At 59.0% G+C, this 25,903-nt stretch carries 27 protein-coding genes; 19 read left to right on the top strand and 8 right to left on the bottom strand.

Translation table 11 applies throughout. The annotated features are described in order from the left end of the window. Nucleotides 1–72: 72 nt before the first annotated feature. The 6 genes from GF108_RS18045 (at nucleotide 73) to GF108_RS18020 (ending at nucleotide 7,516) form a co-directional block, all read left to right on the top strand. Nucleotides 73–1,644, top strand: coding sequence for an ABC transporter substrate-binding protein (locus GF108_RS18045; RefSeq protein WP_370462223.1), 1,572 nt, complete (start codon nucleotides 73–75; stop codon nucleotides 1,642–1,644). Nucleotides 1,645–1,777: 133 nt separating this feature from the next. Beyond that, entirely contained in the window at nucleotides 1,778–2,743 is a 966-nt protein-coding gene (locus tag GF108_RS18040) for an ABC transporter permease (protein WP_027232039.1), read from the top strand. Next, complete coding sequence (locus GF108_RS18035) at nucleotides 2,743–3,642, top strand: ABC transporter permease (protein ID WP_027232038.1); 900 nt, start codon at nucleotides 2,743–2,745, stop codon at nucleotides 3,640–3,642. Before GF108_RS18040 ends, GF108_RS18035 begins: the two co-directional genes overlap by 1 nt. A gap of 11 nt (nucleotides 3,643–3,653) precedes the next feature. Continuing rightward, nucleotides 3,654–5,357 (top strand): ABC transporter ATP-binding protein, encoded by a 1,704-nt coding sequence (locus GF108_RS18030; protein ID WP_246664020.1) that lies wholly within the window; start codon nucleotides 3,654–3,656, stop codon nucleotides 5,355–5,357. A 10-nt stretch (nucleotides 5,358–5,367) separates the two neighbouring features. After that, nucleotides 5,368–6,810, top strand: a complete 1,443-nt coding sequence (locus GF108_RS18025; protein ID WP_153669660.1) for an amidohydrolase family protein — start codon at nucleotides 5,368–5,370, stop codon at nucleotides 6,808–6,810. A gap of 43 nt (nucleotides 6,811–6,853) precedes the next feature. Next, on the top strand, nucleotides 6,854–7,516 hold the full coding sequence (locus GF108_RS18020) for a flavin reductase family protein (protein ID WP_027232035.1): 663 nt from the start codon (nucleotides 6,854–6,856) through the stop codon (nucleotides 7,514–7,516). A 33-nt stretch (nucleotides 7,517–7,549) separates the two neighbouring features. Here GF108_RS18020 and GF108_RS18015 read toward each other — a convergent pair whose 3' ends face one another. Continuing rightward, on the bottom strand, nucleotides 7,550–8,260 hold the full coding sequence (locus GF108_RS18015) for a GntR family transcriptional regulator (RefSeq protein WP_081815898.1): 711 nt from the start codon (nucleotides 8,258–8,260) through the stop codon (nucleotides 7,550–7,552). A 255-nt stretch (nucleotides 8,261–8,515) separates the two neighbouring features. Between GF108_RS18015 and GF108_RS18010 the strand changes: the two genes are divergently transcribed. From GF108_RS18010 to GF108_RS17980, 7 genes are all read left to right on the top strand, one after another. Beyond that, nucleotides 8,516–9,229: an aspartate/glutamate racemase family protein gene (locus GF108_RS18010; protein WP_153669658.1), complete on the top strand. Its 714-nt coding sequence runs from the start codon at nucleotides 8,516–8,518 to the stop codon at nucleotides 9,227–9,229. A gap of 111 nt (nucleotides 9,230–9,340) precedes the next feature. Then, entirely contained in the window at nucleotides 9,341–10,372 is a 1,032-nt protein-coding gene (locus GF108_RS18005; protein WP_153669656.1) for an amino acid ABC transporter substrate-binding protein, read from the top strand. Between the two features lie 79 nt (nucleotides 10,373–10,451). Further along, entirely contained in the window at nucleotides 10,452–11,624 is a 1,173-nt protein-coding gene (locus GF108_RS18000) for an amino acid ABC transporter permease (RefSeq protein WP_153669654.1), read from the top strand. A gap of 1 nt (nucleotide 11,625) precedes the next feature. Beyond that, complete coding sequence (locus tag GF108_RS17995; protein ID WP_210386105.1) at nucleotides 11,626–12,714, top strand: amino acid ABC transporter permease; 1,089 nt, start codon at nucleotides 11,626–11,628, stop codon at nucleotides 12,712–12,714. Then, a complete protein-coding gene (locus GF108_RS17990) occupies nucleotides 12,707–14,137 on the top strand; it encodes an amidohydrolase family protein (RefSeq protein ID WP_153669652.1) in 1,431 nt (476 codons plus the stop codon). Before GF108_RS17995 ends, GF108_RS17990 begins: the two co-directional genes overlap by 8 nt. 163 nt (nucleotides 14,138–14,300) lie before the next feature. Continuing rightward, complete coding sequence (gene ligD, locus GF108_RS17985) at nucleotides 14,301–16,937, top strand: DNA ligase D (protein WP_153669650.1); 2,637 nt, start codon at nucleotides 14,301–14,303, stop codon at nucleotides 16,935–16,937. 20 nt (nucleotides 16,938–16,957) lie between these two features. After that, nucleotides 16,958–17,968, top strand: coding sequence for an ATP-dependent DNA ligase (locus tag GF108_RS17980; RefSeq protein WP_153669648.1), 1,011 nt, complete (start codon nucleotides 16,958–16,960; stop codon nucleotides 17,966–17,968). Here GF108_RS17980 and GF108_RS17975 read toward each other — a convergent pair. Continuing rightward, entirely contained in the window at nucleotides 17,965–18,216 is a 252-nt protein-coding gene (locus GF108_RS17975) for a hypothetical protein (RefSeq protein WP_139217681.1), read from the bottom strand. The two genes, GF108_RS17980 and GF108_RS17975, sit on opposite strands and share 4 nt — an antisense overlap. 195 nt (nucleotides 18,217–18,411) lie before the next feature. Next, complete coding sequence (locus tag GF108_RS17970) at nucleotides 18,412–18,672, bottom strand: hypothetical protein (RefSeq protein ID WP_027232026.1); 261 nt, start codon at nucleotides 18,670–18,672, stop codon at nucleotides 18,412–18,414. A gap of 100 nt (nucleotides 18,673–18,772) precedes the next feature. Between GF108_RS17970 and GF108_RS17965 the strand changes: the two genes are divergently transcribed. The 3 genes from GF108_RS17965 (at nucleotide 18,773) to GF108_RS17955 (ending at nucleotide 20,725) form a co-directional block, all read left to right on the top strand. Beyond that, complete coding sequence (locus GF108_RS17965) at nucleotides 18,773–19,492, top strand: Crp/Fnr family transcriptional regulator (RefSeq protein ID WP_153669646.1); 720 nt, start codon at nucleotides 18,773–18,775, stop codon at nucleotides 19,490–19,492. 30 nt (nucleotides 19,493–19,522) lie between these two features. Next, the gene (locus GF108_RS17960) at nucleotides 19,523–20,386 is read left to right on the top strand and encodes an alpha/beta fold hydrolase (RefSeq protein ID WP_370462252.1); all 864 of its coding nucleotides are present in this window, start codon (nucleotides 19,523–19,525) and stop codon (nucleotides 20,384–20,386) included. A 114-nt stretch (nucleotides 20,387–20,500) separates the two neighbouring features. Then, nucleotides 20,501–20,725 carry a hypothetical protein gene (locus tag GF108_RS17955; RefSeq protein ID WP_172982672.1) on the top strand — a complete coding sequence of 75 codons (225 nt, stop codon included), beginning with the start codon at nucleotides 20,501–20,503 and terminating at the stop codon, nucleotides 20,723–20,725. A gap of 6 nt (nucleotides 20,726–20,731) precedes the next feature. Here GF108_RS17955 and GF108_RS17950 read toward each other — a convergent pair whose 3' ends face one another. Beyond that, nucleotides 20,732–20,926, bottom strand: a complete 195-nt coding sequence (locus tag GF108_RS17950) for a hypothetical protein (RefSeq protein WP_153669642.1) — start codon at nucleotides 20,924–20,926, stop codon at nucleotides 20,732–20,734. A gap of 456 nt (nucleotides 20,927–21,382) precedes the next feature. Here GF108_RS17950 and GF108_RS17945 point away from each other — a divergent pair, with 456 nt between their 5' ends. Beyond that, complete coding sequence (locus GF108_RS17945; protein WP_153669640.1) at nucleotides 21,383–21,622, top strand: hypothetical protein; 240 nt, start codon at nucleotides 21,383–21,385, stop codon at nucleotides 21,620–21,622. Nucleotides 21,623–21,691: 69 nt separating this feature from the next. On the opposite strand, the gene GF108_RS17940 is transcribed toward GF108_RS17945, so the two are convergent. Next, nucleotides 21,692–21,982: a DUF1236 domain-containing protein gene (locus tag GF108_RS17940; RefSeq protein WP_153669638.1), complete on the bottom strand. Its 291-nt coding sequence runs from the start codon at nucleotides 21,980–21,982 to the stop codon at nucleotides 21,692–21,694. A gap of 427 nt (nucleotides 21,983–22,409) precedes the next feature. Here GF108_RS17940 and GF108_RS17935 point away from each other — a divergent pair, with 427 nt between their 5' ends. Continuing rightward, nucleotides 22,410–23,414, top strand: coding sequence for a YihY/virulence factor BrkB family protein (locus GF108_RS17935; RefSeq protein WP_036814617.1), 1,005 nt, complete (start codon nucleotides 22,410–22,412; stop codon nucleotides 23,412–23,414). Here the strand turns inward: GF108_RS17935 and GF108_RS17930 are convergent, their stop codons facing one another. The 3 genes from GF108_RS17930 to GF108_RS17920 all read right to left on the bottom strand — a co-directional run bounded on the left by GF108_RS17930 (nucleotide 23,415) and on the right by GF108_RS17920 (nucleotide 24,645). Next, nucleotides 23,415–23,909, bottom strand: a complete 495-nt coding sequence (locus GF108_RS17930; RefSeq protein WP_153669636.1) for a DUF2380 domain-containing protein — start codon at nucleotides 23,907–23,909, stop codon at nucleotides 23,415–23,417. A gap of 105 nt (nucleotides 23,910–24,014) precedes the next feature. Beyond that, the gene (locus GF108_RS17925; protein ID WP_153669634.1) at nucleotides 24,015–24,239 is read right to left on the bottom strand and encodes a hypothetical protein; all 225 of its coding nucleotides are present in this window, start codon (nucleotides 24,237–24,239) and stop codon (nucleotides 24,015–24,017) included. Between the two features lie 43 nt (nucleotides 24,240–24,282). Then, complete coding sequence (locus GF108_RS17920; protein ID WP_153669632.1) at nucleotides 24,283–24,645, bottom strand: hypothetical protein; 363 nt, start codon at nucleotides 24,643–24,645, stop codon at nucleotides 24,283–24,285. Between the two features lie 494 nt (nucleotides 24,646–25,139). On the opposite strand from GF108_RS17920, the gene GF108_RS17915 reads away from it, so the two are divergent. Continuing rightward, nucleotides 25,140–25,874 (top strand): Crp/Fnr family transcriptional regulator, encoded by a 735-nt coding sequence (locus GF108_RS17915; RefSeq protein ID WP_153669630.1) that lies wholly within the window; start codon nucleotides 25,140–25,142, stop codon nucleotides 25,872–25,874. Nucleotides 25,875–25,903 lie beyond the last annotated feature (29 nt).

The following is a 25,903-nucleotide window of genomic DNA, read 5'->3' as shown; positions in this document are numbered from 1 at the left end:
TCACCTTGAAATTGTGTACAATCAGTGTACCATAATAGCGGGAACGTGTGTATACAAAATGGGAGATACCCCGTGAAGAAATATCTCAAGACATTATTGGCCGGTCTTGCGCTTGTCGTGCCGATGACCATGCCTTCCGTGGCTCAGACACTGCGGTGGTCGTCCGCCGGCGATGTCATTTCCTACGATCCGAACGCTCAGGTCGACAGCTTTACCCAAAGCGTCCACCACATGGTTTTCGATCCGTTGGTGCGCCGTAACAAGGATCTGCAACTGGAGCCTGCCCTGGCGACATCCTGGGAAGTCGTTGCTCCTGATCGCTGGCGCTTCAAGTTGCGGCAGGGTGTGAAATTCCACGAAGGCCAGCCCTTCAACGCGGACGACGTCGTCGCGACGATCCAGCGCCAGATCGATCCAGGCGCGCGCAACCGCGAAAATCTCTCGGCCGTCATCGGTGTCGAGAAGGTCGATGACTATACGGTCGATCTCATCCTGAGCGGCCCCTATCCGCTGCTCCTCAACGATTTGGCCGCGATCTACATGATGAGCAAGCCATGGATGGAAGAGCATAACGCGCTGAAGCCCGGCAACACATCCACCGGCGTCACGACATATGCAAACAACCATGCCAATGGCACCGGTCCCTTCAAGCTCGTCACCTACGAGCCGGATTCGAAGTCCGTATTTGCGGTCAATGAAGAGTGGTGGGACAAGCCGCAACACAATCTGAAGAGCGTCGAATTCCGCCCCATCGCGTCCGACGCGACCCGCGTTGCCGCGCTGCTTTCCGGCGAACTCGACATGATCGCCCCGGTACCGCTGCAGGACATAGACCGCGTCGCCAACACGCAAGGCTTCAAGGTGGTGGAGAATCCGTCCCTTCGCGTCATTTTCCTCGGCTTCAACTGGAAAAAGGAATTGCACGCCGAACCCGGCAAGCCCAATCCGCTCCTCGACGTCAAGGTTCGCCAGGCGCTGTGGCACGCAGTCGATCTGGCAACGATCCAGAAGCGGCTCATGCGCGGCAAGTCCCGCACGACCGGCATGATGGTGGCGCCGCCCGTCACCGGGTATGACGAAGGCATCGATGCCCCGCTTGCCTACGATATCGACAAGGCCAAGTCGCTTCTTGCCGAAGCCGGATATCCCGATGGCTTCAAGGTTGGCCTGAACTGCTCCAACGACCGTTATATCGCCGACGAGCAGATCTGCCTTGCGATCGCGTCGATGTGGGCGAAGATCGGCGTTCAGGCCGATGTGGGTGTCGAGAGCAAGACCACCTATTTCCCGCGCATGGATAAGGGCGAATTCGACATGTACATGCTCGGCTGGGCTTCGCTTCCGCCGATGGATGGTTACAGCGTCCTGCAGGCCCTGCTTGCCACCACCGATGGCAAGTTCGGTGGCAGCAATTCCAACGGCCTGTCGAACCCGAAAATCGATGAACTGGCTCGCAAGGCATCGACCGAACTCGACCAGGACAAGCGCGTCGCGATGTTGAAGGAAGCCTTCACCATCACCCACGACGAGGTGCTCTATCTGCCGCTGCATCAGCAGCCGGTTGCCTGGGCGATGAGCGACAAGGTCGACATGCCGCAATTCCCGGACGAATATGTTCGCCCGTGGTTCGCACACATGAACTAAACTGGTGGCACGTGCCGCACATGCGGCACGTGCCTCGCCAATTGGAACCGCTGCGCTGGTCCCTTTAGGGCTTAGAGGCGCATCCGCGAAGGGCCGGTGAAGCTGCTTCGCGCTCCATGGAAGGCATGGTCCGATGATCAAAATTGTTTCGATGCGGCTCTTTCAGGCGATCCTCGTTATGATCGCCGTCACAGCCGTCGCCTTCATCATGTTCCGCTTCGTCGGCGATCCTGTCGCGATGATGGTGCGGGAAGGGGCAAGCCAGGCCGAAAAGGATGCGCTGCGCGCAGCGCTCGGCCTCGACAAACCCATGCTCATTCAGTTCGTCGAGTTTTTCGGCCGTGTCCTGCACGGCGATCTCGGCACCAGCTTCCGCTACCAGCAGCCCGTCGCCGAATTATTGATGAACAGGCTGCCGGCGACGCTGGAACTCGTGCTGGTCGCGACGGTGATGTCGCTGGCGCTCGGCATTCCGCTCGGCGTCGTCTGCGCATTGAAGCCCACGGGATTTCTGTCGCGCATAATCCAGTCGGCAACGCTCGTCGGCATTTCGATGCCGACTTTCGTGACGGGCTTGCTTCTCATATTGATCTTCGCCGTCAACCTGCGCTGGCTGCCTTCGTCGGGACGCGGCGAACTGGTCAATCTCGGTGGCTGGCAGACCGGCTTCCTCACCGTTTCGGGTCTGAAATCGCTGATCCTGCCCTCCATCACGCTCGCGCTGTTCCAGCTGACGCTGATCATGCGCCTCGTCCGCTCGGAAATGATCGACGTCCTTTCGTCCGACTATATCCGCTTCGCCTTTGCCCGCGGCTTGCCGCGCTCGCATATTTACGGGCGGCTCGCTCTGCGCAACGCATTGATGCCCGTCGTGACCGTTACAGGTCTCCAGATCGGGCAATTGATCGCCTTCGCCATCGTCACCGAGACAGTGTTCCAGTGGCCGGGAATGGGCCTACTCTTCACCAATGCGGTCGGCTATCCGGACGTGCCAGTTCTCGCCGCCTACCTCCTCTTCGTCGGCTTCCTGTTCGTCATGATCAACATGGTCGTCGACATTCTCTACACATTCATCGATCCGCGATTGAGGACGAAGTGATGACAACGCGCGCTTTTCTCCAGCACCGACTGCCGCCGATCTCGGTCATCATTGCCGGCCTTGTGCTCGCCACGATGATTGTACTCGTGATTTTCGCTCCGCTGATCGCGCCGATGGATCCGCGCGACGTCTCATCCTATTCGCTCATCGATATGGAAATTCCGCCCTCCTTCATGGACGGCGGCGATCCGCGCTTTCTGCTCGGCACGGACAATCAGGGCCGCGATCTTGTATCGGTTATCCTGTTCGGCCTGCGTATTTCCATCATCATCGGCATCGGGGCAGTGCTGCTCGCCGCGATTATCGGTGTCACCCTTGGATTGATCGCGGGCTATTTCGGCGGGATCATCGACACGATCCTGATGCGTGTCGGCGACGTACTCGTCAGTTTTCCGACGATCCTCGTCGCACTGCTGATCAGCGGTGTCGCCCGCGCGCAGTTGAGTGGCGCGACGGTGTCCGAGTGGGCCCCGGTCATCCTTATCTGCGCCATCGCCCTCAATGAGTGGGTCCAGTATGCCCGTACGGTACGTGCCTCGACCATGGTGGAGAACGCGCGCGATTATGTGCGTGCCGCCAAGGTGATCGGACTTCCGTCGCGCCGCATCATGCTGCGTCACATCCTCCCGAATGTGATGAGTTCGGTGATGGTGATTGCGACGATCAACCTGGCTGGCGCCATCCTCACCGAGGCGACGCTGTCGTTCCTCGGCGCCGGCATGCCCGCCACCTATCCCTCGCTCGGCACGCTGATCCGCATCGGCAACCAGTTCCTGTTCTCGGGCCTCTGGTGGATTGCGGTCATGCCCGCTGCCGTCCTCGTTGTGCTTGTACTCGCGGTCAATGTGATCGGCGATTACCTGCGCGACCGCTTCAACCCCAAACTGATGGCGCACTGATGGACACGCAAATGCCACCTGTACTCGACATCAAGAACCTCAGGGTCGAGTATCCGCTCACCAATGGCGGCACACTCGTCGCCGTCAACGATATCGATCTGACCATCCGCCCCGGCGAAATCCATGCGCTGGTCGGCGAGTCCGGCGCCGGAAAGACCACGGTCGGCAATGCGCTGATGGGTCTTCTGCAGGCGCCAGGCCGCATCGCGGGCGGGTCGATTTCCATCGCCGGCAAGCAGATCAACACGCGCACCGGTCGCACCGAAGGCATCGTTCCCGGCCGGGACGTGGGCGCGATCTTCCAGGATCCCATGACCAGCCTCAACCCGCTGTTCACGGTGGAAAGCCAGCTCTGCGAGGGCATGCTTGCCCATTTGAATATGAGCCGCAAGGAAGCCCGCGCACGGGCGCTCGATCTTCTCAAGGCAGTCGGCATTCCCGAACCGGAACGCCGCCTTGGAAGCTACCCGCATCAGCTCTCCGGCGGCCAGCGGCAGCGCGTCGTCATCGCCACGGCGCTCGCCTGCGATCCGCGATTGATCGTCGCCGACGAGCCGACGACGGCGCTCGACGTTTCGGTGCAAGCGCAAATTCTCAAGCTTATCCGTGATCTTGCCGACGAGCGGCGCGTCGGCGTGCTCCTCGTCACACACAATATGGGCGTCGTCGCGGAGATTGCCGACCGGGTGACAATCATGCAGAACGGCAGCGTCGTCGAAAGCGGTTCGGCGCGCGGCGTTCTCACGTCGCCCAAGGCACCCTATGCACGCACGCTGATCGCTGCGGTGCCGCCAATCGAACACCGGCTGGAGCGACTGCCGGTCCCGAGCGAAGAGACGCCCGCAACACTCAAGGCGCGCGAGGCGGTGCGCGGCAAGACAAGGTCGGCCGCGGAGAGCAAGGATGATGAGCCGGTGCTGGCGGTGCGCGAACTTTGCGTCGAATATGGCCAGCGTTCGTTTCTGCCAAGCCGCAGGACAGCGTTCAAGGCCGTAAAGAGCGTATCGTTCGACGTCAAGCGCGGCGAGATTTTCGGCCTCGTCGGCGAATCCGGCTGCGGCAAGACAACGGTTGCGAATACCATCGCCGGGCTCGTTGCCCCGACTTCAGGTTCCGTGCATTTCCAGGGGGTTGCCCTGGAGGCCCGCAGGACAAAATCCGTCCGCCAGTCAATGCAGATGGTGTTCCAGGACCCTTATTCAGCCCTCAACCCGCGCATGCGCATCAATGCCGCAATCGCTGAGCCCATTCTGTTCTACGAACTTGCTTCCAACGCTGCCGAGGCCCGTGAAGACGCAGCCATCCTGCTTGAGGCTGTCGGGCTGAGCGGCCAGTCGGGCGAGCGGTTCGCGCATGCATTCTCCGGCGGACAACGCCAACGCATCGCGATCGCCCGGGCCCTCGGGCCGCAGCCTTCAATGCTGATCTGCGACGAGCCGACCTCGGCACTCGATGTCTCGGTACAGGCGCAGCTTCTTAACCTGTTGAAGGACCTGCGCGATCTTGCAGGCCTTTCCATGCTGTTCATCAGCCATGACCTCGCTGTCATCCGGCAGATGTGCGACCGCGTCGCCGTCATGAAGGGCGGAGAAATCGTCGAACTTGCGGAAACCGAGACGCTGTTCTCATCCCCGCAGCACGAATATACGCGTGAGCTTTTGCGCCTCGCGCCCTCGCTCGACCGTATTCTCAAAGCCGAAAATACCGCCGCATAAGGACCAGGCAATGGCAGATATTCTCATAAAAAACGGAACCGTCATCGCCATCGATCCGGATCGGCGCATCATTGCTGACGGCGCGGTGGCGATCGAGGGCGATCGTATCGTCGCCGTCGGTCCAACCGATATTGTGGCCCGCGATCACCCTGCCCGTGAAGTCATCGACGCGCGCGGCATGGCCATCATGCCGGGACTCGTCGACAGCCATGCCCATGCCGGCCACGGCCTTATCAAGACCCTCGGCGGCGGGCGCAGCGACCTTTGGTACCGCGCCTGCCAGGGCGCCTATACGGTCGGCTCGACCCCGGAATTCTGGCATGCCGAGGCCCAGCTTGCCGCGCTGGAGCGTCTGCGCTTCGGGGTGACGACCGGCGTTTCACTGCTCGGCGGCGGTGATTCCGTCATGCGGACGGACGAAGCAGTCTATGGCGACGCACATATGGAAGGCGTCCTTGGCATCGGTACACGCTCTGTCGTCGCTGTTGGCACAACCCGACCACCTCATCCCCTGACTTACGCGCGCTGGAAGGGTTCTGAACGGACCGATCACCCCGTCTCGTTCGAGCAGCAGTTTGCTACCTGCGAGGAGTTGACCGGACGCTGGCACGATAGCCATGAAGGACGTCTTCACGTCGCCATGCTCACGCCGACCCTGCATCAGGAAAATCTGGACGTGCCAGGCGCCGATGATGCTGTTTCCCAATCGCGCGCCGTAAAGACTTTCGCCGAGGAACGCGGACTGGTCTTCATGCAGGACGGCCATACCAGGGGGAGCGTGCGGATTGCCGACGAAATCGGGATTCTTGGGCCGCGGACGCTGCTTTCGCACGCAACCGGACTTGACGACGACGAGATCGCGATCTGCGCGCGCACCGATACGCGCATCGTTCACAATCCGAGTGCGATTGCCTCGATCCTCGCCCGCTGCCCGGTGCCCGAGCTCCTGCAGGCTGGTGTGCTCGTTGCAATGGGATCCGACGCAACGGCGCCGGACCGCTCGGCGGATATGTTTCGTCACATGCAGCAATGCATGCATTACCACCGGACGCATTTCCACGACCCGAGCTGGATGCCGCCGGGCAAGGTCCTCGAAATGTGCACGATTGACGGCGCGCGGGCACTTGGTCTCGACCACGAAATCGGTTCGCTCGAGCCCGGCAAGAAGGCCGATATAATCCTCCTGGACCTGCGACGCCCGCATCTTTATCCGGCAAACATGCCGGAGTTCCGCGTCACCTATTTCGCCAATGGCAATGACGTTCACACGGTCCTCGTCGGCGGCCGCGTGTTGTTGCGGGATCGCCATCCCGTCCATGTCGATCAGGATGCCGTTCTCGATGCGGCGCAGCGTGAAACCGAGCGCATGATCGAGCGCCTCGATCTGCACGATCTCGTTCGCACGCCACCCATGTTCTGGGGCCACGCCCGCGACACCGATCTCATCGAATGAGCGGCGTGTCGTCTAACCTAATCAACCATTTGAAAGACTTCCGATGAACAGTGTTTCCTTTGATTTCAACACCCTTACGCCGCGTGAACGGTACAAGATCCTGATCGGCACAGTTGTTCCGCGCCCGATCGCACTGGTATCCACTGTCGACCGCGAGGGACGCGCCAACGCAGCGCCATTCAGCTTCTTCAATTGCCTTTCGTCGGACCCCGCCATTGTCGCGCTTGGGGTTGAGTATTCGCCGAGCGGGCACTCCAAGGACACGGTACGCAACATTAGGGATACCGGCTGCTTCACGGTCAATGTTGTATCGGGATCGATCATGGACGAGATGAACATCTGCGCGGTGCCCTTTGACGCGAGCGTCGACGAGATCGCCGAGGCAGGCCTGACGATTGCGCCAGGTAAAGCTATCGCGGCCGGCCGTATCGCCGAAGCGCCCGCGGCATTGGAATGCCGGTTGCATTCATTCCTCAATATCGGTGAAAGCCGTGAAATCGTACTTGGAGAGGTCGTCTACGCGCATTTCCACGAGAATGCCATCGACGCCGATAAGCTCTACGTAGACGCCACGGTGCTTGATGCGGTTGGCCGCATGGGCGGTCATGGCTATGCGACGACGCGCGATTATTTCGAGCTGAAGACCATGTCGGTGGCCGATTACAAGGCAAAGACCGAGACGACAATCGAGGCGAAGGCCTCCTGATAAAACCGTGCCATTCCCTTGCCGGGAATGGCATCATTTCACATAGTCGTCCAATATCGACCGGATATCACGCTGGTGATTGCTTGACGTCAGCAAAGCGCGTTCGGTGACCGCCTCAAGGTGGTGATCCATGACGGCGAAAGCCCTCTCGCTATCGCCCTTTTGCAAAGCGGCAACGATTTCAAGATGCTCGTTGACCGCGCAGTCCGAAGAGTGCGGCCGGCCATAGAGGGCGAGAATAAGCGAACAGCGCGACACGAGTTCGTTTACGTAGCGTGCCGTTACGGCATTGCCCGCCATCTCGGCGAGAAGAATGTGGAACTCGCCGGCGAGCCGGATCGAGTCGGGTGAATCCTGGGTGCGGGCGGTTTCCTCGCGCGCGACATGGTCCTTGAGGCGCTTGATCTCTGCCGGTGTGATGCGCTCGACGAGGCGGCGCACCACATCGCGTTCGAGGCTCCGCCGCGTTTCGAAGATATCGTAGGCTTCTTCGAGCGTCGGCTGAGCCACGGTCGCGCCGCGATTTGGCTTCAGGTCGATCAAACCCTCGCCGTGCAGACGCCCAAGCACGCTTCGCACGATGGTGCGACTGACACCGAAGCGATCGCCGATGACGTCCTCCGGCAATTTGTCGCCGGGGCGCAGGGCGCGCTCGATGATCGCCCGCCGCAAGGCTTCATACATTGTATTGCTGCTTGGGAGACGCTGGCGCTTTTTACCGGTGGTCAAGGTCTGTTCGTTCATGTGCAACCCATCTGTTGATCACCAACTTATATCGTATCAGACGGAATCCGTGAATTGGCAATAGTGTATGCTATTTCGATTTATTTTTGTATACTATTTTTCGCGAGCGGTATATAGTCTTCGTAAAGAGGCCCGGTGCGTTCGACCATAAGCAGCGGGAATAGGGGGAGCACACGGTCATGTTCACGGCATCGCCAGGGACAAGCGTAATCTTCATTCGGCGGGCGACGAGCGCAGCTTCCTGCAGGGCTGGCCATGCTTGAGAGCCAGAGTTCGAAACTCCTTATTGTCAATGGTAATACCAACCTGGCCTTGACCGAACGGTTGCGGGATCAGGCGCGCGCCATGCTGCCATCCGAACGCAATGTCACTGCGCTGACCGCACGGTTTGGCGCTGAGTATATCAGCGATCGCGAAAGTGCGGCGGTCGCGGCTCATGCCATCATCGATACGGTCAAGGAACATTTGGCAGAGGCCAGCGACAATATATACGATGCCTGTCTGTTGGCCTGTTTTGGTGAACCCGGCATCGGAGCCGCCAAGGAAGTCTTTGATTTCCCTGTCGTCGGCATGGCGGAAGCCTCCATTGTATCTGCCTTGCAGCTCGGTGAACGCTTTGCGATCGTAACCATCGGCGAGCGCTGGCCGGGAATGTTGCGCGAACTGATGCGCCAGCAGCGGCTGGAAGATCGCTGCTGCGGCATGTACGCCATTCCGGGAAGGGCGCTTGATCTGGCCGCGCGGCCCGACGAGGCGCGCAGTGCGGTGCGAGTGCTCGTCGACAAGGCAGTCCGCGAGCAGGGCGCTGATGTCGTCATCATTGGCGGGGCTGCGCTCGCCGGAATTGCTCAAGATCTGCAGCCGGAATGGGATATCCCGCTCGTCTGTTCATTCCATGCGGGGCTCGTCCAGGCCGAAGCCATGGCCGGCCTACGGCGACCCGCGCAATCGAGAACTCGGAGATTCTGAACACTGCTGATTTTGGCACCGGGGGAGACCATTCGCCCGGCAAAATCAGTACGTGACAGGATGCAATAAGTGTGATTATCGTATACAAAAATACAAACACGAGGGAACAAAATGAAATCAAAATGGATTAGGAGTTTTGTATTCGCGTCGCTGGCGGCTCTTGCTGCGATGGGCACCACGTCGGCCTCAGCACAACAGACACTCGACACGGTCAAGAAGCGCGGCAAGCTCATTTGCGGTGTTTCGATGAATGTCGCCGGATTTGCCTACGCCGACAGCAAGGGCGTCATGCAGGGCTTCGATGCGGATGTGTGCCGCGCTGTTGCTGCCGCAGTCTTCGGGTCGCCTGACAAGGTCGATTTCGTTCTCACCAACATCAATACGCGCTTTCAGGCACTTCAGTCGGGCGAGATCGACATCCTCTCGCGCCAGACGACGATGACCTTCTCGCGCGAAGCGTCGCTCGGCCTCGATTTCGGACCGACCGTCTTCTATGACGGACAGGGAATTATGGTTCCGGCCAAGCTTGGCGTGAAGAGCGCCAAGGAATTGAACGATGCAGCAATCTGTATTCTTCCGGGCACGACGACCCTACAGAACCTTGCCGATTTCTTCCGCACCAACAACGGCAAGTTTGAATCCGTCGTCTTCGAAAATCCCGACGAACTGCGCAACACATTCTTCTCCGGGCGTTGCGATGCGCTGAGCAGTGATCGCTCCGATCTCGCATCCATTCGCGCTGTCGCCCAGAACCCGGCCGACTACATCATCCTCCCGGATACGATCTCGAAGGAACCGCTTGCTCCGGCCGTACGGCAGGGCGACGACAATTGGCGCGATATCGTTTCCTTCACCACCTATGGCATCATTGCCGCGGAAGAGAAGGGGATTACCCAAGCCAATATCGACGAAAAGACAAAGAGCGAAGACCCTGAGATCCAGCGCATGCTTGGCGTGACCGGGGATCTTGGACCCATGCTCGGCCTCGACAACAAGTGGCTCTACAATGCCATCAAGGGCGTCGGCAATTACGGCGAAATGTTCGAGCGCAATCTTGGCGAAAAAACCGCCCTCGGCCTGACCCGCGGTCCCAATAATCAATGGACCAATGGCGGCCTGCTTTACGCGGCGCCGTTCCGCTGAGCTAACGCGAGCCGGTGCGGGATAAATCTCCGCATCGGCTCATCCATTTCAATCGGATCTTGCATGCTGGGGGGCTTCGATGCGTGTCGCGCAGGCACCGTTCCGCTTGAATTTCCGCGATAAGCGGACGCGGGGCATTCTTTATCAATGCTTGTGCGTCGCCAGCGTCGTTGCCGCGGGCCTCTATCTCTTCAATAATGTTTCGGAAAACCTTGCACGGCAAAGCATCGCCACGGGCTTTTCCTATCTCTGGCGCGAGGCTGGATTCGTCATCAGCCAATCGCCGATCGACTATCAGCCATCCGACGGCTATGCGAAGGCGCTGCTTGTCGGCATCCTCAACACGATACGCGTCTCTATCCTCGCATCGGTTGCCGCCACGATCATCGGCACTCTGGTCGGGATTGGCCGGCTCTCGTCCAACCCTTTATTCGCCCGTCTGATGCTCCTCTATGTCGAGGCCCTGCGCAACGTCCCGCTGCTGCTGTTGCTGTTTCTCTGCTATGCGGTCATCGTCACGATCCTTCCGCCGGTACGCGAGGCCTTGCAGCTTCTGCCGTTCGTCTTTCTCAGCAATAGCGGCCTCGCAGTTCCATCCATCGCCTGGAGCAACGATCACACGATCATCGCAGTGGCATTCCTGTTCGGTTGCGGATTGGCCTATCTCTATGCGCGCCACCTTCGGCTGCGGCGTATCGAAAGCGGGACGGATCAGTCCAACTGGCCGCTCGTCAGCGCAATCATTGCCGTTCCACCGGTGGTCGCCTGGCTCATCCTGCGTCCCGAACTCGATCTCAGTCTGCCGGAACTCGGCCGTTTTCGCCTCGCTGGCGGCGCGCAGCTAACGCCGGAGTTTGTCGCTCTCTTTGTCGGCCTCGCCCTCAGCGCATCGGCCAACGTCGCCGAGATCGTCCGCAGCGGCATCCTTTCGATCCGCAAGGGCCAGCGTGAAGCCGCGGCCGCGCTCGGGCTCAGACCCTCACGTATCATGCGGCTGGTCATCTTGCCCCAGGCCCTGCGCGTCATCATCCCCCCAATGACGAGCGCCTATCTCAACGTCTTCAAGAACTCGTCGCTGGCGATAGCCATCGGCTATCCCGACGTGGTAATGGTTTCCAACACCACAATGAACCAGACCGGGCAGGCAATAGAGCCGATCGCCCTGTTCATGCTGGTCTATCTCAGCCTGTCGATCACCATCTCGCTGTTCATGAACTGGTACAATGCGCGCGTCGCATTGCGGGAGAGGTGACATGACCACAGAAGACGTCTCCATCTCCGTCCAGCGCTATCGGCCCTCGCTCTCCATGAAGAGCAAGCTCAAGCCCTATTTCGGCACGCCGATCAATGGCGCTATCACCGTCGGCTGCATCCTCGTCATCGCCTGGGCACTGAAGCATGTCATCGCCTGGCTGTTGGTTGATGCTGTCTTTACGGGAGCGCCTGCTGTTTGCCAGCAGCAGGGCGGGGCATGCTGGCCATTCCTCGTTGCCAAGATTCGCTTCATGCTGTTTGGGTTCTACCCCTTTGAAGAACAGTGGCGGCCGCTTCTTGCCCTGCTGCTGTTCTTCGGCACATGCGGCATCGCCATGATCCCGATGTTCTGGGGGCGCCGGCTCCTCGTCCTCGGTGCCGCGGCGTGCATCGTCATTTTCTGGCTTATGCTCGGTGGATTTGCAGGCCTTGTCTATGTGCCGACGTCCAAATGGGGCGGCCTTCCGCTTTCGTTCATGCTGTCCGCCGTCGGTCTCGTCTGCGCCTTTCCGCTCGGCGTGCTGCTGGCGCTTGCGCGCGCGTCAAACCTGCCGGCCATCCGTGTCCTTGCCGTTGTCTTCATTGAGCTCGTCCGCGGCGTCCCGTTGATCAGCATTCTGTTCATGGCTTCAGTCATGTTGCCGCTCTTCCTGCCGACTGGCTTCAACATCGACAATCTGTTGCGGGCGCAGGTCGCAATCATTCTCTTTGCCACCGCCTATATCGCTGAAGTCGTTCGGGGCGGATTGCAGGCGCTGCCCAAGGGGCAGGTCGAGGCTGCCTCGGCAATGGGCCTGCATTACTGGCAGACGATGCGCCTTATCGTTCTCCCGCAAGCCCTGAAGATCGTCATTCCGCCGCTTGTCTCGCTGTTCATCGGCTTTTTCCAGGATACGACCCTCGTGACGATCGTCGGGCTTCTCGATTTCCTCGACACGGTACGCGCGGCGATGCGCGATCCCCAGTGGCAGGGTATTGCCGTGCTCGAAGGTTATGTGTTTGCGGCTTTTGTCTACCTCGTTTTCAGCGCCATCATGGGCGCCTACAGCCGCTTTCTTGAACGGAGATTTAGAGTTGGTCATGACTGAGAAAGTTACTGTCATCCGGGACGCTGCCTGGATTGTCGCCTGGGACGCGGAAACCGATGCTCACATCTACATGAATGACGGTGACGTAGCTTTCTCTAGCGCGGGGGTTATGCAAGTCGGCGGCCATTACGTCGGTGCGGTAAACGAGGAGATTTCCGGGACGAACCTCATGGTTATGCCCGGCCTCGTCAATATTCATTGCCATTCAGGCGACGAGCCGCTCGCCAAGGGACTGTTCGAGGATGCCGGCACGCCCGCACTCTGGGGCAATGCGCTTTACGAATTTTCGGCCTTGCTCGATGCGGATGAGGACGCACAAGCCGCGGCGCAGACTGTCATGCTTGGCGATCTGATGCGCAGCGGTGTGACGACGATGCTCGACATTGCGAGCGATCATCCGCGCTGGATTTCGACCATGGCGGAAAGCGGCTTGCGCGGATATCTGGCTCCGGGATTTCGCCAGGCGCAGTGGCGCGTCGTCGAAAGCCACCGCCTGGATTTCGACTGGGACGATGCAGCGGGGAACGATCGATTCCGGCAGGCCTTGGCGCTCGTCGACGAAATCAGTGCCCACGAGAGCGGCAGGCTTCAGGGCGTGGTCGCGCCCTCGCAGATCGAGACCTGCCGGCCGGAACTTATGGCCGAAGCCTCCGACGAGGCGCGCCGGCGAGGCGCGCCGATTACCATCCATGCGGCGCAAACCATGACCGAGCATGAGGAACTCTTGCGGCGCCACGGTCGCACCGCAATCCAGCATCTCGACGCGATCGGCGTACTCGGTCCCGATCTCATCCTCGGCCATTGCATTTTTGCCGATCACCATTCCTGGACGCGCCAGCGCACCCGCAACGACATTGTCCGCCTGGCCGAGACCGGGACAGCGGTTGCCCACTGCCCGGTAACTTTTGCACGCAGCGGCATGACGTTGGAGACGATCGGCGCCTATAAACGCGCGGGGGTGACCATCGGGATCGGCACTGACAGCTATCCGTTCAATATGCTCGAAGAGATGCGCCAGGCGCTGATCTGCGCGCGCATCGCCGGGCGCAACTTCGCGGAAATCGATACGCAAGGCGTCTTCAATGCGGCAACGATCGGCGGCGCCAAGGCGCTTGGACGCGACGATATTGGCAAGCTTAAGGTCGGAGCCAAGGCTGATCTGGTCCTGATCGACATTGCGACGCCGGGCATGCAGCCTGTGCATGATCCCCTGCGCAACCTTTTGCACTGCGCAGCCGATCGTGCGGTCCGGGATGTCTTTGTCGACGGATCTGCCGTCGTCCGCAATCAAGCCGTGGCCAATCTCGACTATGAGGGGGCCGTCCGCGAATTGCAGGACGCGCAAAAGCGGATGATTGCACGAAGCAGTTCAGGCGGGTCGGCGTTTCGCAAAGGCGCAAGGCTCTCGCTTGCCGTCAAATAACGATTTTTATGATATCGACCCGGCATCGCGTGAGCAGAAGCAACTGTGATCCCGTGGTAATGCTTATCATTTGAGAGATTGGCGCCAGAAACGTCGGGCGCCTGCATCTTTTCGCGATCCGGCGCGTTTGTCTGCCATGGTATCAAGCGCGGTCGAGGTTATCATGGCAAGCGGCAAGCTCTCCCGTTACACGTCCAAACGCGACTTCAAGCTCACACAGGAGCCAAGCGGCGTCGGCGAAGTCAATGCGTCGAACAGGCTTCGCTTCGTCGTCCAAAAGCACGATGCTTCAAGGCTGCACTACGATCTCCGGCTGGAACTCGACGGCGTATTCAAATCCTGGGCGGTGACGCGGGGGCCCTCGCTTGACCCAAAGGACAAGCGGCTCGCCGTCGAGGTCGAAGATCATCCGCTCGAATATGGCGACTTCGAAGGCACGATCCCGAAGGGCCAGTATGGCGGTGGAACCGTAATGCTGTGGGATCGGGGTTATTGGGAACCGGAGGGTACCAAATCCCCTCAGGAGGCGCTCGAGGAGGGCGATCTCAAATTCGCGTTGGATGGCAATAAACTGCACGGCAGCTTCGTGCTCGTGCGCATGAAGAATGACCGGGACGGCGGCAAGCGTAACAACTGGTTGCTGATCAAGCATCGCGACGACCACTCGGTAGATGGAAACGGTGACGCGATCCTCAAGAAAGCAGCCTCGGTGGCGTCGGGCCGTACCATGGAGGCAATAGCCTCGGGAAAAGGGCGCAAGCCAAAGCCGTTCATGACGGAGGGTTCTGACGCGGCAGCGGACGCAACTTGGGAGAGCAATCGCAACGGCTCCGCAGCGCCGACTAAACGCAAGCGGGGAACGCCTGCCGCCTCAAGTGAAGCGACGATGCCGGACTTCATCCCGCCACAGCTTTGCGAAAGCGTTGCGCGTCCTCCTTCTGACGCTGGATGGGTGCATGAGATCAAGTTCGATGGCTATCGCATCCAGGCACGGGTCAAGGACGGAGATGCGACGCTGAGGACCCGCAAGGGTCTTGACTGGACGAAGAAGTACACGGCAATCGCCAAGGCATTCTCGGCATTGCCGGATGTGATTATCGATGGAGAGATATGCGCTCTCGATGATCATGGCGCACCGGACTTTGCCGCGCTGCAGGCGGCACAGGCCGATGGCAAGACCGGCGACCTTGTCTACTTCGCCTTTGATCTGTTGTTCGAAGCCGGTCAGGATTGGCGCGATCGCCCCTTGACCGAACGAAAGGCACGGCTGCAGTCGATCCTCGACGACGCGGGCGGTGATCCGAGGCTCAGATATGTCGACCACTTCGAGACGGGCGGTGACGCGGTCCTGAAATCCGCCTGCAAGCTTTCGCTGGAGGGAATTGTGTCGAAGCGGTCCGACGCAACCTACCGTTCGGGGCGAACCGATATGTGGGTTAAAGCAAAGTGTCGCGCCGGCCACGAAGTCGTCATCGGCGGTTGGTCGAAGACCAACGGAAAATTCCGCTCGCTGCTCGTAGGTGTGTTCCGGGAGGACCATTTCATTTATGTCGGCCGCGTCGGCACAGGGTATGGAGCGGCAAAAGTGAAGTCGCTGCTGCCCCGACTCGAGGCACTTCGCGCCGAAAAGTCGCCCTTCACCGGTGGGAACATGGCCAAGAAGGTCGATCCCGATGTCGAATGGGTGAAACCCGAACTCGTTGCGGAGATCGAGTTCGAAGGCTGGACTGCCGACGGTCTCGTGCGGCAGGCTTCGTTCAAAGGTATTCGTGAAGACAAACCTGCCCTCGAAGTCGAGGCGGAGAAGCCGGCCAAACCTGAAACCACGGACGTTCCCGATCCCGAGAAACAGGCGCGGAGCATCGGCAAGCGACGCGGAGCGAAGGCCGAAATCATGGGTGTTGTTTTGTCCAATCCGGACAAACCTCTGTGGCCGGACGCCGGCGACAAGAGGCCTGTCACCAAGCTTGATCTTGCCGAGTATTACCAGGCGGTCGGTCCATGGCTGCTTGATCATATCAAGGGGAGGCCATGTTCGATCATCCGCGCCCCGGACGGCATGGGTGGAGAACAGTTCTTCCAGCGCCACGCCATGCAAGGCGCGTCGAATCTGATCGAATTGGTAACGGTTTCTGGCGATCGAAAGCCCTATCTGCAAATCGACAGGGTGGAGGGATTGATTGCCGTCGCCCAGATCGCTGCCCTCGAACTCCATCCATGGAATTGCGCACCTGGAAATCCGGACGTTCCAGGACGGCTGGTATTCGATCTGGATCCCGGCCCCGATGTGCCATTCTCAGTGGTGGTCGCGGCAGCGAAGGAAATGCGGGAACGTCTCGAAGCGCTGGACCTCGTCTGCTTCTGCAAGACCACGGGCGGCAAGGGCCTGCACGTCGTCACGCCACTTGCGACCAGCAAGAAGAGCAAGCTCACCTGGAGCGAGGCAAAGGCATTCGCCCACGATGTCTGCCAGATAATGGCCAATGATCACCCGGACCGCTATCTCGTCAAGATGGCTAAGAAACTGCGCAACGGGCGGATCTTTCTCGATTATTTGCGCAACGATCGCATGGCGACCGCGGTAGCGCCGCTCTCGCCTCGGGCTCGTCCTGGCGCAACTGTATCCATGCCCTTGGCGTGGGGGGACGTACGGGCCGATCTCGACCCCAAGCGTTTTACCGTGCGAACGGTCCCCGCATTTCTCGAAAAGACCGACGCTTGGGCGGATTATCTCGCTGGAGAACGTTCATTGGAAAAGGCCATCAAGCTTCTGGGAAAGTCCGTGAAAGCAGCAGCATGATCGAAGTGGCGAAACGGAAGATGTCACGCTCTGCGTTGGCCCTGCCTCTCGATACGCAGCCGATGGAGGCCCGATCGGCCGAGACCCTGCCTGCCGACGGCGGCTGGCAATATGAACCGAAATGGGATGGATTTCGCTGCCTGGCATTCAAGGACGGAAACCAGGTTGATTTGCGCGCCAAATCCGGGAAGCCGCTGGGGCGCTTCTTTCCAGAGATGGTCGAGTTGCTGGCGGCGCTGCCGGTTCAACGTTTTGTCATCGATGGCGAACTCGTCATCGAGAGCGGCGGCGCGCTCTCCTTTGAAGCCCTGCAAATGCGACTTCATCCTGCGGAAAGCCGTGTCAGAAAGCTCGCCGCTGAAACGCCGTCGAGGCTCGTCGTATTCGACATGCTGATGAATCCCGACGGCAAGTTAATCATGGATAGTCCGCTTACTGTTCGTAATGCGCAATTGTCCGCGTTCGTGTCGCTCGCGCGCGAAGGCGCGCTGACCCAATCGCCGCATACGAGCGAAATCGACGAAGCACATATCTGGCTCGAAAATGGTTATGCGGGAACCGATGGCGTCGTGTGCAAGCGCCTGGACGGCCTCTATCTTCCGGGCGAGCGCGCCATGATCAAGGTGAAGCGTCTTAAGTCGGCGGATTGCGTGGTTGGCGGGTTCCGCTACGAACATGACAGCAAGCAAGTCGGTTCTCTTCTTCTTGGCCTCTATAACAGTGACGGCAAGCTCGATCACGTTGGCTATACATCAACCATTACGGATAAGGAGCGCAGTGAACTGACGGAGAAGCTGGAGGCATTGGTCGGTCCTCCCGGCTTCACCGGCAAGGCTCCAGGTGGGCCGAGCCGCTGGAGCACAGAGCGGAGCGGCAAATGGCAACCGTTGAAGCCGCAACTCGTTGTCGAGGTAAGATTTGATCATGTCAGCGGTGATCGGTTTCGCCACGGCACCAAATTGTTGCGGTGGCGTCCCGACAAGAGCCCTCGTCAATGCACATACGAGCAGCTCCGGGCAGGCGTGCCTTAGGCGGGTACCTTCTTGTGGCGAAGAGAAAGCGTATCGGCAATGAAGCGCTCCTGACTTGCCGCAGTGGCGGCGATCAGGTTTTCGTCACGCAAGCCCCCATCGAAAAGGGTCATCACCCGTTTGGCAACCCTGTGGATTTCGTCCAGGCTGGTACTCGGTACATGGAGATCGCGGCACGCGATGCGGTGCGCGTGTTCCATGAGGTTCCAGTCTTCGCGGGAATATATTGCTTTCCTTGCACGTCGCATGAATGCCTCCTCATCGTCGTCAAGTGTTGAACCGAACACTGGACGCAGCGCTGGTGGGTGTCATTCAAATTGTTTAACGGAATCGTCGAAACATGCTTTTGCGAGAGTGCTCGATGATCGCCGGATTATGGGCGAACCACATCAAATCGGAACAAAAGGTTTCGCGGAGACTTGTAGCTAGATCAGCAACGCAATCTACCGAGACGGCACTGTCTTCGGATTTTCCAGCCACTCATTGGAAAACGTCAGGCTCGCGATTGAAATGGGATTCCCTTCCTCGTCTCTCACAGTCACGGTGACAATCAGACGCCCGGTGTCGCCGACTTCGTCGCGAGCAATATCAAGCAGGATGCGCGTTGCCTCCTGGGTTACGGCATTGAGCGTCGCCAATTCCACCCCGTGGTCGTCGCGCAGGGGGCCGGCGCCATTGTGCAAGTCAAAGTAATATCGGGACATTTGTGTGTACACGCTGCTGGTTTCGTAAGGATAGTAATCGTTCGTGGGCCAATCAGTTCCGTCATTCGTCACTATTCTGGAAAATTGGATGGAGGTTTCTTTGATTGAATCACTGCTTCTGAATCTTGAAAGCCGCGATATTGTTTCCGAGGAGGAGAAATCGCTTCTTCGATCAATCATCACACGCGGGCGACAATTTGAAATCGATGAAGATCTGGTGCGGGAAGGATCACGGCCGACATATAGCACCTTGATGCTGGAAGGCTTCGCCGCGCGCTATAAGGTGCTCGATGACGGAAGCCGACAGATTACGTCCCTGCATATTCCCGGCGACTTCGTCGATCTTCACGCATTCCCCCTGAAAATCATGGACCACGGTATTGTCGCCTTGTCCCCGTGCCGCGTCGCTTTCGCCGACCACAGCGCTCTCAAGACGGTCACCGAAACTGTCCCGCACCTGACGCGGTTGCTCTGGCTTTCCACCCTGATCGACGGCGCAATCCATCGCGAATGGATCGTCGCGATGGGGCGAAGATCAAAGAAGGCGCATCTTGCCCATCTGATCTGCGAGCTTTACGTCCGCCTGCAGGTCGTCCGGCTGACCACCGATCAAAGCTTCCACCTGCCGCTGTCGCAGGTCGAGCTTGCCGATGTCGTCGGTATCTCGGTGGTCCATCTCAACAAGACACTGCAATCACTGCGCCGCGAAAAGCTCGTGACCTGGATCAATCGGACAGTGACAATTGTCGACTGGGAAGCCTTGAAGGAGTTCGCGGAATTCAACCCGCTTTATCTCAATCTTTCGGTCGAGGCGCGGTAGCAATTACAGATGTCGTATCAGACAGGCGGGATATTTCCGGGATTCACTTTGGAGACGATCGTTCTCAGCGAGGCCACCTTGCGGGTTCGTCACGGGGGTAACGGACCGCCGCTGCTTTTGCTGCACGGGCATCCGCGCACGCACACCACCTGGTACCGCGTCGCTCCTCTGCTCGCGGATGAGTTTACCGTTGTCTGTCCTGACCTGCGCGGATTTGGCGGTTCGTCCAAGCCTGCGGACCATCCCGATCATGCCGGGTCGTCCAAACGAGCGAAAGCGCGTGACTGCGTCGAGCTGATGCGCGGACTGGGGTTCGAAACATTCTCGATCGCCGGCCACGATCGCGGCAGCTATACGGCTTTTCGCTGTGCGATGGATCATCCGCAGACGATCAGATCTCTCTCAATCCTCGATGGAGTTCCAATCATCGAGGCTGTCGAGCGATGCGACGCCAAATTCGGGAAAGCCTGGTGGCACTGGTTTTTCTTCGCTCAGGCAGAGAAGCCTGAACGGGCCATCCTGGCCGATCCGCTCGCATGGTACGGTGGTACGGCCGACAAAATGGGAGAAGCGAACTTCGCGGATTACAGCACAGCCATTCATGATCCGGCGACGGTCCACGGCATGATCGAGGATTACCGTGCCGGCCTTGAGATCGACTGGCGCCACGACGAGGACGACCGGAGCGCCAGACGGCGCTTGGCCTGTCCGTTGCAGGTTTTATGGTCGGGGCAGGACGATCTCGAGGACCTCTACGGCGATGTTCTTGGCGTCTGGCGGCGGTGGGCAACGGAATTGTCCGGCCACTCCCTGCCTTGCGGGCACCATATGGCGGAGGAGGTGCCCGAGACGTTGGCCAATGCACTTTCGCGTTTTCACAGCCTCTACTGGTAGCCTGAAGTGAGATGAACCTGAGTGCAGGGGTTGGAACTTTCGAACCCGCGGGCCGTTACATTTTGCTACAACTTCTGATGGTATAAGGTTCTGGTCTTGACTGGAGGCGTCATGATGACGGTGCAGATTTCTCCGCCCTCGCGTTTGGCAACCCATTCGGTTCGCGAGTCGGATTGCGTCGAAGCCATCAGGGCAAGGTTCGAGGAACTGCACGATCCGGGTGAAGATTACATCGATCTCATCAGGGAGGCGATGGCGGCAGGTTGGACCATGCGCGAAGCGCGGCTCGCTCTCAACAAGTTGCTCGGGCTCGACCTCAGGGATCAGGAGCAACACTAGCTCCGGTTAATTTCCGGCGCGGTTCAGCACATCTTCCAGTTCGGCGATCCTGCGCCGTATGACCTCTGCGGCACTGTCACCCGGTACTGAATCACCTTCCGTGGAAATGCCGAAGGTTTGGCTGCCTTCGGCAACGGCGAGATCATCCTTCAGCCGCGCCAGTTCTTCGCGCAAATCCGCTATTGTAGGCTCGTTGCTCATGACACCCTCGTCTGCTTGGCGACTACTTCCCGTGAACGATTTTCCAGACGTTGCGTTCCCGGAGTCTCTCACTCTCTAATGCGTGCCCAAAGGTGACGGAACTTCCGTTTCCTCCATGTGTTTCACTGAAACTTACGATGCCAATTGAAATTCGAGCAACAGTAGGGAGCAATCTGATGGGTGATCCTGGTCCTCGTCCAAATCCCGATCCGCCAATCCCTGAGAGGCCGCCGGTGCCAGCGCCGGGACCCGGACCGGTGCCGCCCATTGTCGAGCCGCCATCTCCCGATCAGCTGCCGGACGAAGTGCCTTTGCCCAATCCTGACGAGGTCCGTGATCCGCCCGCGCATGTTTGGACCAGGCAGAACGAGCCAACGGCGACTTTCATGGTCTCACCTAGGGAACGAATGGTGGTGCGGAGAGTTCATTCTCGACAAAGGAAGTGCGAGGTCCCACATGCCGCTGTTTCGTTTCGTTTTCGATGAAGGTGAGGGGCTTGATGCCATTACACCGATCGCATTTCCTGACCATGAAGCTGCGATCGACGCTGCGCACAAGGCAGCAAAGGAATCGCTCATCGACGCGGTCATTGAAGGCTACGATCCAACGACATGGGTCGTGCGCATCTATAATGAGCCGGGCGAACTTTTGAAGACGATTTTCGTGTCTGACCTCCTGCGCACAAAAGCCGAATAGCTCTTTAATTGCCAATCCTGGCGAAGAGGGCCCCATACGAGGCCCTCCATTCTAGCTCACAGGGCAGCGTTACTGCGATAGATAAACAACCTTGCGGTCCTTGCGCGATACGATGATCGGCTGCTTGTCGACGTAGACATAGGCGTAGTCCGGGCTATCGGGAATCGGTACCAGTTGAACCTCTTGGGGAACGACGGTTCCAACGGCAACATCGCCATCGATCACAACAGGATCCGAAGGATGGGCGATGACATAGTCGCGCGCTGGCTGTGGAACTTCCACGATGACAGCGTCCTGCGCAAAGGCATAAGTCGAGCCGGCGAGGACCAATGCGGTGGTTATTGCAACGATGCGTTTCATGAGTTTTGTCTCCTTGTGTGTCCCTGGGCAAGAAACCGGCAATAGGCCCGTTTGGTTCCAGAAGAAGTGACAACCCTCACCAACACGGGCTTAGCTGCCGCGAAAAGTCAGGCCCAGCGAACGGCGCTACAAGAGGCGGCGGCCCGCTCCGCCAGCTTAGATTTTTTTGCCGCGTCGAATGGAACCCGACTTTTACACGGCCGTTGTCACGCTAGACAGTGGTGGCCGTGTTAACCAGACGCGACGGTAGGGCGGACAGGACAGTTTTTCTGGTTTCCGGTCCTGGCCAACGAAACGGCAGGCGAGCGCATAACCCGTCCGGCCGCCACTGTCACTAAGCCTCACATCTCCATTTTTCATGGCGGTCGCCGGAACATAGCTCGCGTCTGCGAATTGCAGCATAGAGGCAAAGATATCGGTCCCGGGCATGAAGGCATCCACAAAGCGAACCAAGGAAGAAGTGCGTAACGCCCGTGCGCGGCAAAAAGCCCGCGGCCGTCGCGCCAAGAAGCCTTCGGAGATTCCGGCGCTCGGATGGAAGGACGTCCTTTACCGGGTGTGGCAGTCGCTGTCACAAGACCGCATCATGCTGATAGCGGCAGGTGCGGCGTTTTATTTGCTGCTCGCCCTTTTTCCCGCCTTGACAGCCTTTGTGTCGCTTTATGGATTTCTTGCCGATCGTGCCTCTGTCGCGGGGAATGTTTCGCTGCTTGCCGGCATCTTGCCCAATGACGCGATAGCTCTGATACGTGCTCAACTCGAGGCACTCGCCGCGCAGGATACGAAGTTGCTTAGCATCGGCTTCCTGTTCGGTTTCGTCATCGCGCTATGGAGCGCCAATAATGGCGTCAAAGGCATTTTCGAAGCGTTGAACGTCGCCTACGGGCAGAACGAGACCCGCAGCTTCGTCAAACTGAACCTCGTTTCATTCGTCGTTACTCTGGGTGGAATTTTTTTCGGAATCGTGCTGCTTCTCGCGCTGGGCATCATGCCGAAACTTCTTGACGCGATGGGGCTCGAAGGGTGGAGCGCCGGTTTGCTGAGCCTCGCCCGATGGCCGGTTATGATGGGCGTTACCGTGGCTGCGATCTCGATCGTCTATCGCTACGGCCCGGACCGGGAATATGCGAAATGGCGGTGGCTTTCGTGGGGTGCCGTATTGTCCGCCGTGATCGGCATCGCCGCCTCTGCAGCGTTCACATCGTATCTTACAAACTTTGCTGATTATAACGCCACCTATGGCGCCTTGGGCGCAGTAGCCGGCCTGATGATGTGGATGTGGATCTCATTGATCATTCTTATTCTCGGCGCAGAACTCAATGCGGAGCTTGAACACCAAACCGCAGTCGACAGTACGACAGGTCCGCCGCAGCCCATGGGCAAGCGGGGCGCAGTCGTTGCCGATACGCTGGGCGAAAGCGTGGCTGAATAATCAGCGCAGAATTTTATTGGTCATCACCCATTTCACCGACCGAGGCCACGCATAATTTGCGCCCATTCGCAGATCGGTGAAGCCCTCCGCAACGGTCTTGCCGCTTTTCGCATCAAGGATGCGAATGAATACGGCATGTTCGGTGCGGTTGACACGGGTGACGACGCCGAGGAGTGCGAGCGATGCGCCGTTCTGGCGAGCGATAGCGGCCTCGCAGCCCCCGCAATAGCGCAGCCCCTTCGCCTCTGCCTCCGCAGGCACCGTAACGCCCACCACAGTATAGCGGCCCGAGCCCGTGAGCATGTCCTTTGCCATTTGTTCTGACTCGGAAAGATAGCGCTTGTCGTGCTCATCCGGCGCAATGATGCCGGCGCCCGCACTCCTGTCTTCAAGTTCAATGGGAAACACTGCGATCGAGGCAGGCGGGTTTTGCTGGGCGCTGGCCGGCGCGCACATCATCAAGACCAATATCGTCAGTAGAAGTGATGGGCGCATGTTGACCCTCCATGCGGCATTCCTCGCTGGGTTAAGGCCGAGGCGGGCAAATCATGCCACGTTGCTGCTAATTCGCAAAGCTGGGCAGGGTTCGGCAGGAAATGATTACATGGGATAGATCAGCATCAGGACGCCGATTGCGATCAGCGCCAAGGCGGGCCAGTTGCGGGCTACGCCGAGAAATCCGAGGCCTTGCCGCCTCGGTTCCAGTGTTGGTGCATTTTGATTGTCGGGATGCCTGGGCGGAGAGCTCAGCCGGCGCGCACTGATTGCCACCCACACTGCGTACAGTATGCCAAGGCAAACAAACAACGCGCCAGCTATCTTCATGGTTGAACTCCCGGACGGCCTAAGTCCAGCCGTTGGTTGGAAACTAGTTCTTGCAGTCCTCGGCCTTGGCCATGGCGGTCGGTTCGCCCTTCTGCTGCGCCTGCACGTCCTGCGCTGAGGTGGCTAAATTCTTGTCACCTGCGCCTTCCGTGCCGGCGAGTGGCATGGTTTGGCCGTCCTTCTGAGCGGTCTGGGGGGCATTATTGGTTGTTGTACCCGTACTGGCCGCACCCTTTTGTATCGTGCTGTTGCCCGAATTTTCCAAGGGAACGTGCGTGCCATCCTGGGCGATGCCCGGCTTTGCATCGGAATTTATCGATCCCGTTGTCGTGGGGCATGCGGCAAATGCGATACCGGGGGCAAAAGCCAGTGCGGCAGCGGCGATGATCGGTGCAAGCGCTTTCATGTGATTTCCTCCCTATAGGTTCAATATCGGTAAACCGGGCTATCGCGTTATTGTTCCAGTTGCGTTGGTCGCAAAAGGGCGGTGAACTTTCGCTCACCGCCAGCTATGGGCCCCAGAAAGCTCGGTGTAACCGTTGAGCTAGGGCGCGCTGACCTGGAAAATCAGCGCACAATGAACGCCCGCGAAAAATGCTCGTTCCGGCTTGGTCCACAATCGTACCGAATTTGCTGCGCGGCAAATGAGCAAAAACGTTTATTCGCGCGGGGTGCGTGCTTCTCCTGGCGCTCTTGATCGCCGATATTGCAGGATATGTCTCGACGGTTTGAAGTGCGACTGAAAGCGGGTTGCATGAGATGCCGTCAGCAGCTCGTTTCTCCCTTCATACTCGCCCAAAATTTTATCGCGTTCCTGCAACAGATGGCAGAGTCTGTACGTTTTCGGACGTTGTTCGCAATGCTTTCGCAGGCCAATTCCGATAGAGACAGGAGTACGTGATGAGTTTGGCAGCCGGCAACTTCGCCAACCATCTCCTTGCAATGAGCAGGGCTTGCAAGGGCGACGAACTGTTTGCCCATCTCGAAACGGTCGACCTCCCGCTCGGCATGCTCCTCAACGAGCCGAACCGGACGATCCCGCATATCTATTTTCCAGAAAGTGGCATTGGATCGGTGATCACTTCCCTGTCCGATGGCCGGGATATCGAGATCGGACTGTTCGGCGCGGACGGGATGTCACATGTCGGCGCAGTGATGGGCGACGAACTGAGCCCTTACCGCACTATTGTTCAAGTGGCAGGAAAGGGCAACAGGATCGCTGCGGACCGATTTCGCAGAGCTATCGAGGGCAACAGCGACCTGATGCGATTGTTCCTGAAATATGCACGCTCCTTCTCCATCCAGACCGGATCGACCGCGCTGGCCAATGGCCGGTCGACGATCGAGGCACGTCTCGCACGATGGCTGCTCATGATGCACGACCGGATCTCAGGCGACTATCTCGGTGTGACCCATGAATTCCTTGCAACGATGCTTGGCGTCAGGCGTCCCAGTGTCACCGATGCGCTGCATATTCTTGAAGGCGAACATCTCGTGATCTCGAGACGCTCGGAAATTGTCATCCGCGACCGCCATGGCCTCGCAGCGATCGCCGATGGTGCCTACGGTCTTGCCGAGCGGGAAGCCGAAAGATTGACGGGCTGGCGCGGTAAGCCGCTTTCCCGCTCGGTCTAACCCGACGATTCCACCGTGAACAGCCGACC

It is taken from the genome of Phyllobacterium sp. SYP-B3895 (assembly GCF_009647635.1).
GTDB lineage: Bacteria > Pseudomonadota > Alphaproteobacteria > Rhizobiales > Rhizobiaceae > Phyllobacterium > Phyllobacterium pellucidum.
The sequence above is the reverse complement of the archived record's forward strand: the minus strand, read 5'-3'. Positions and strand labels throughout refer to the sequence as shown.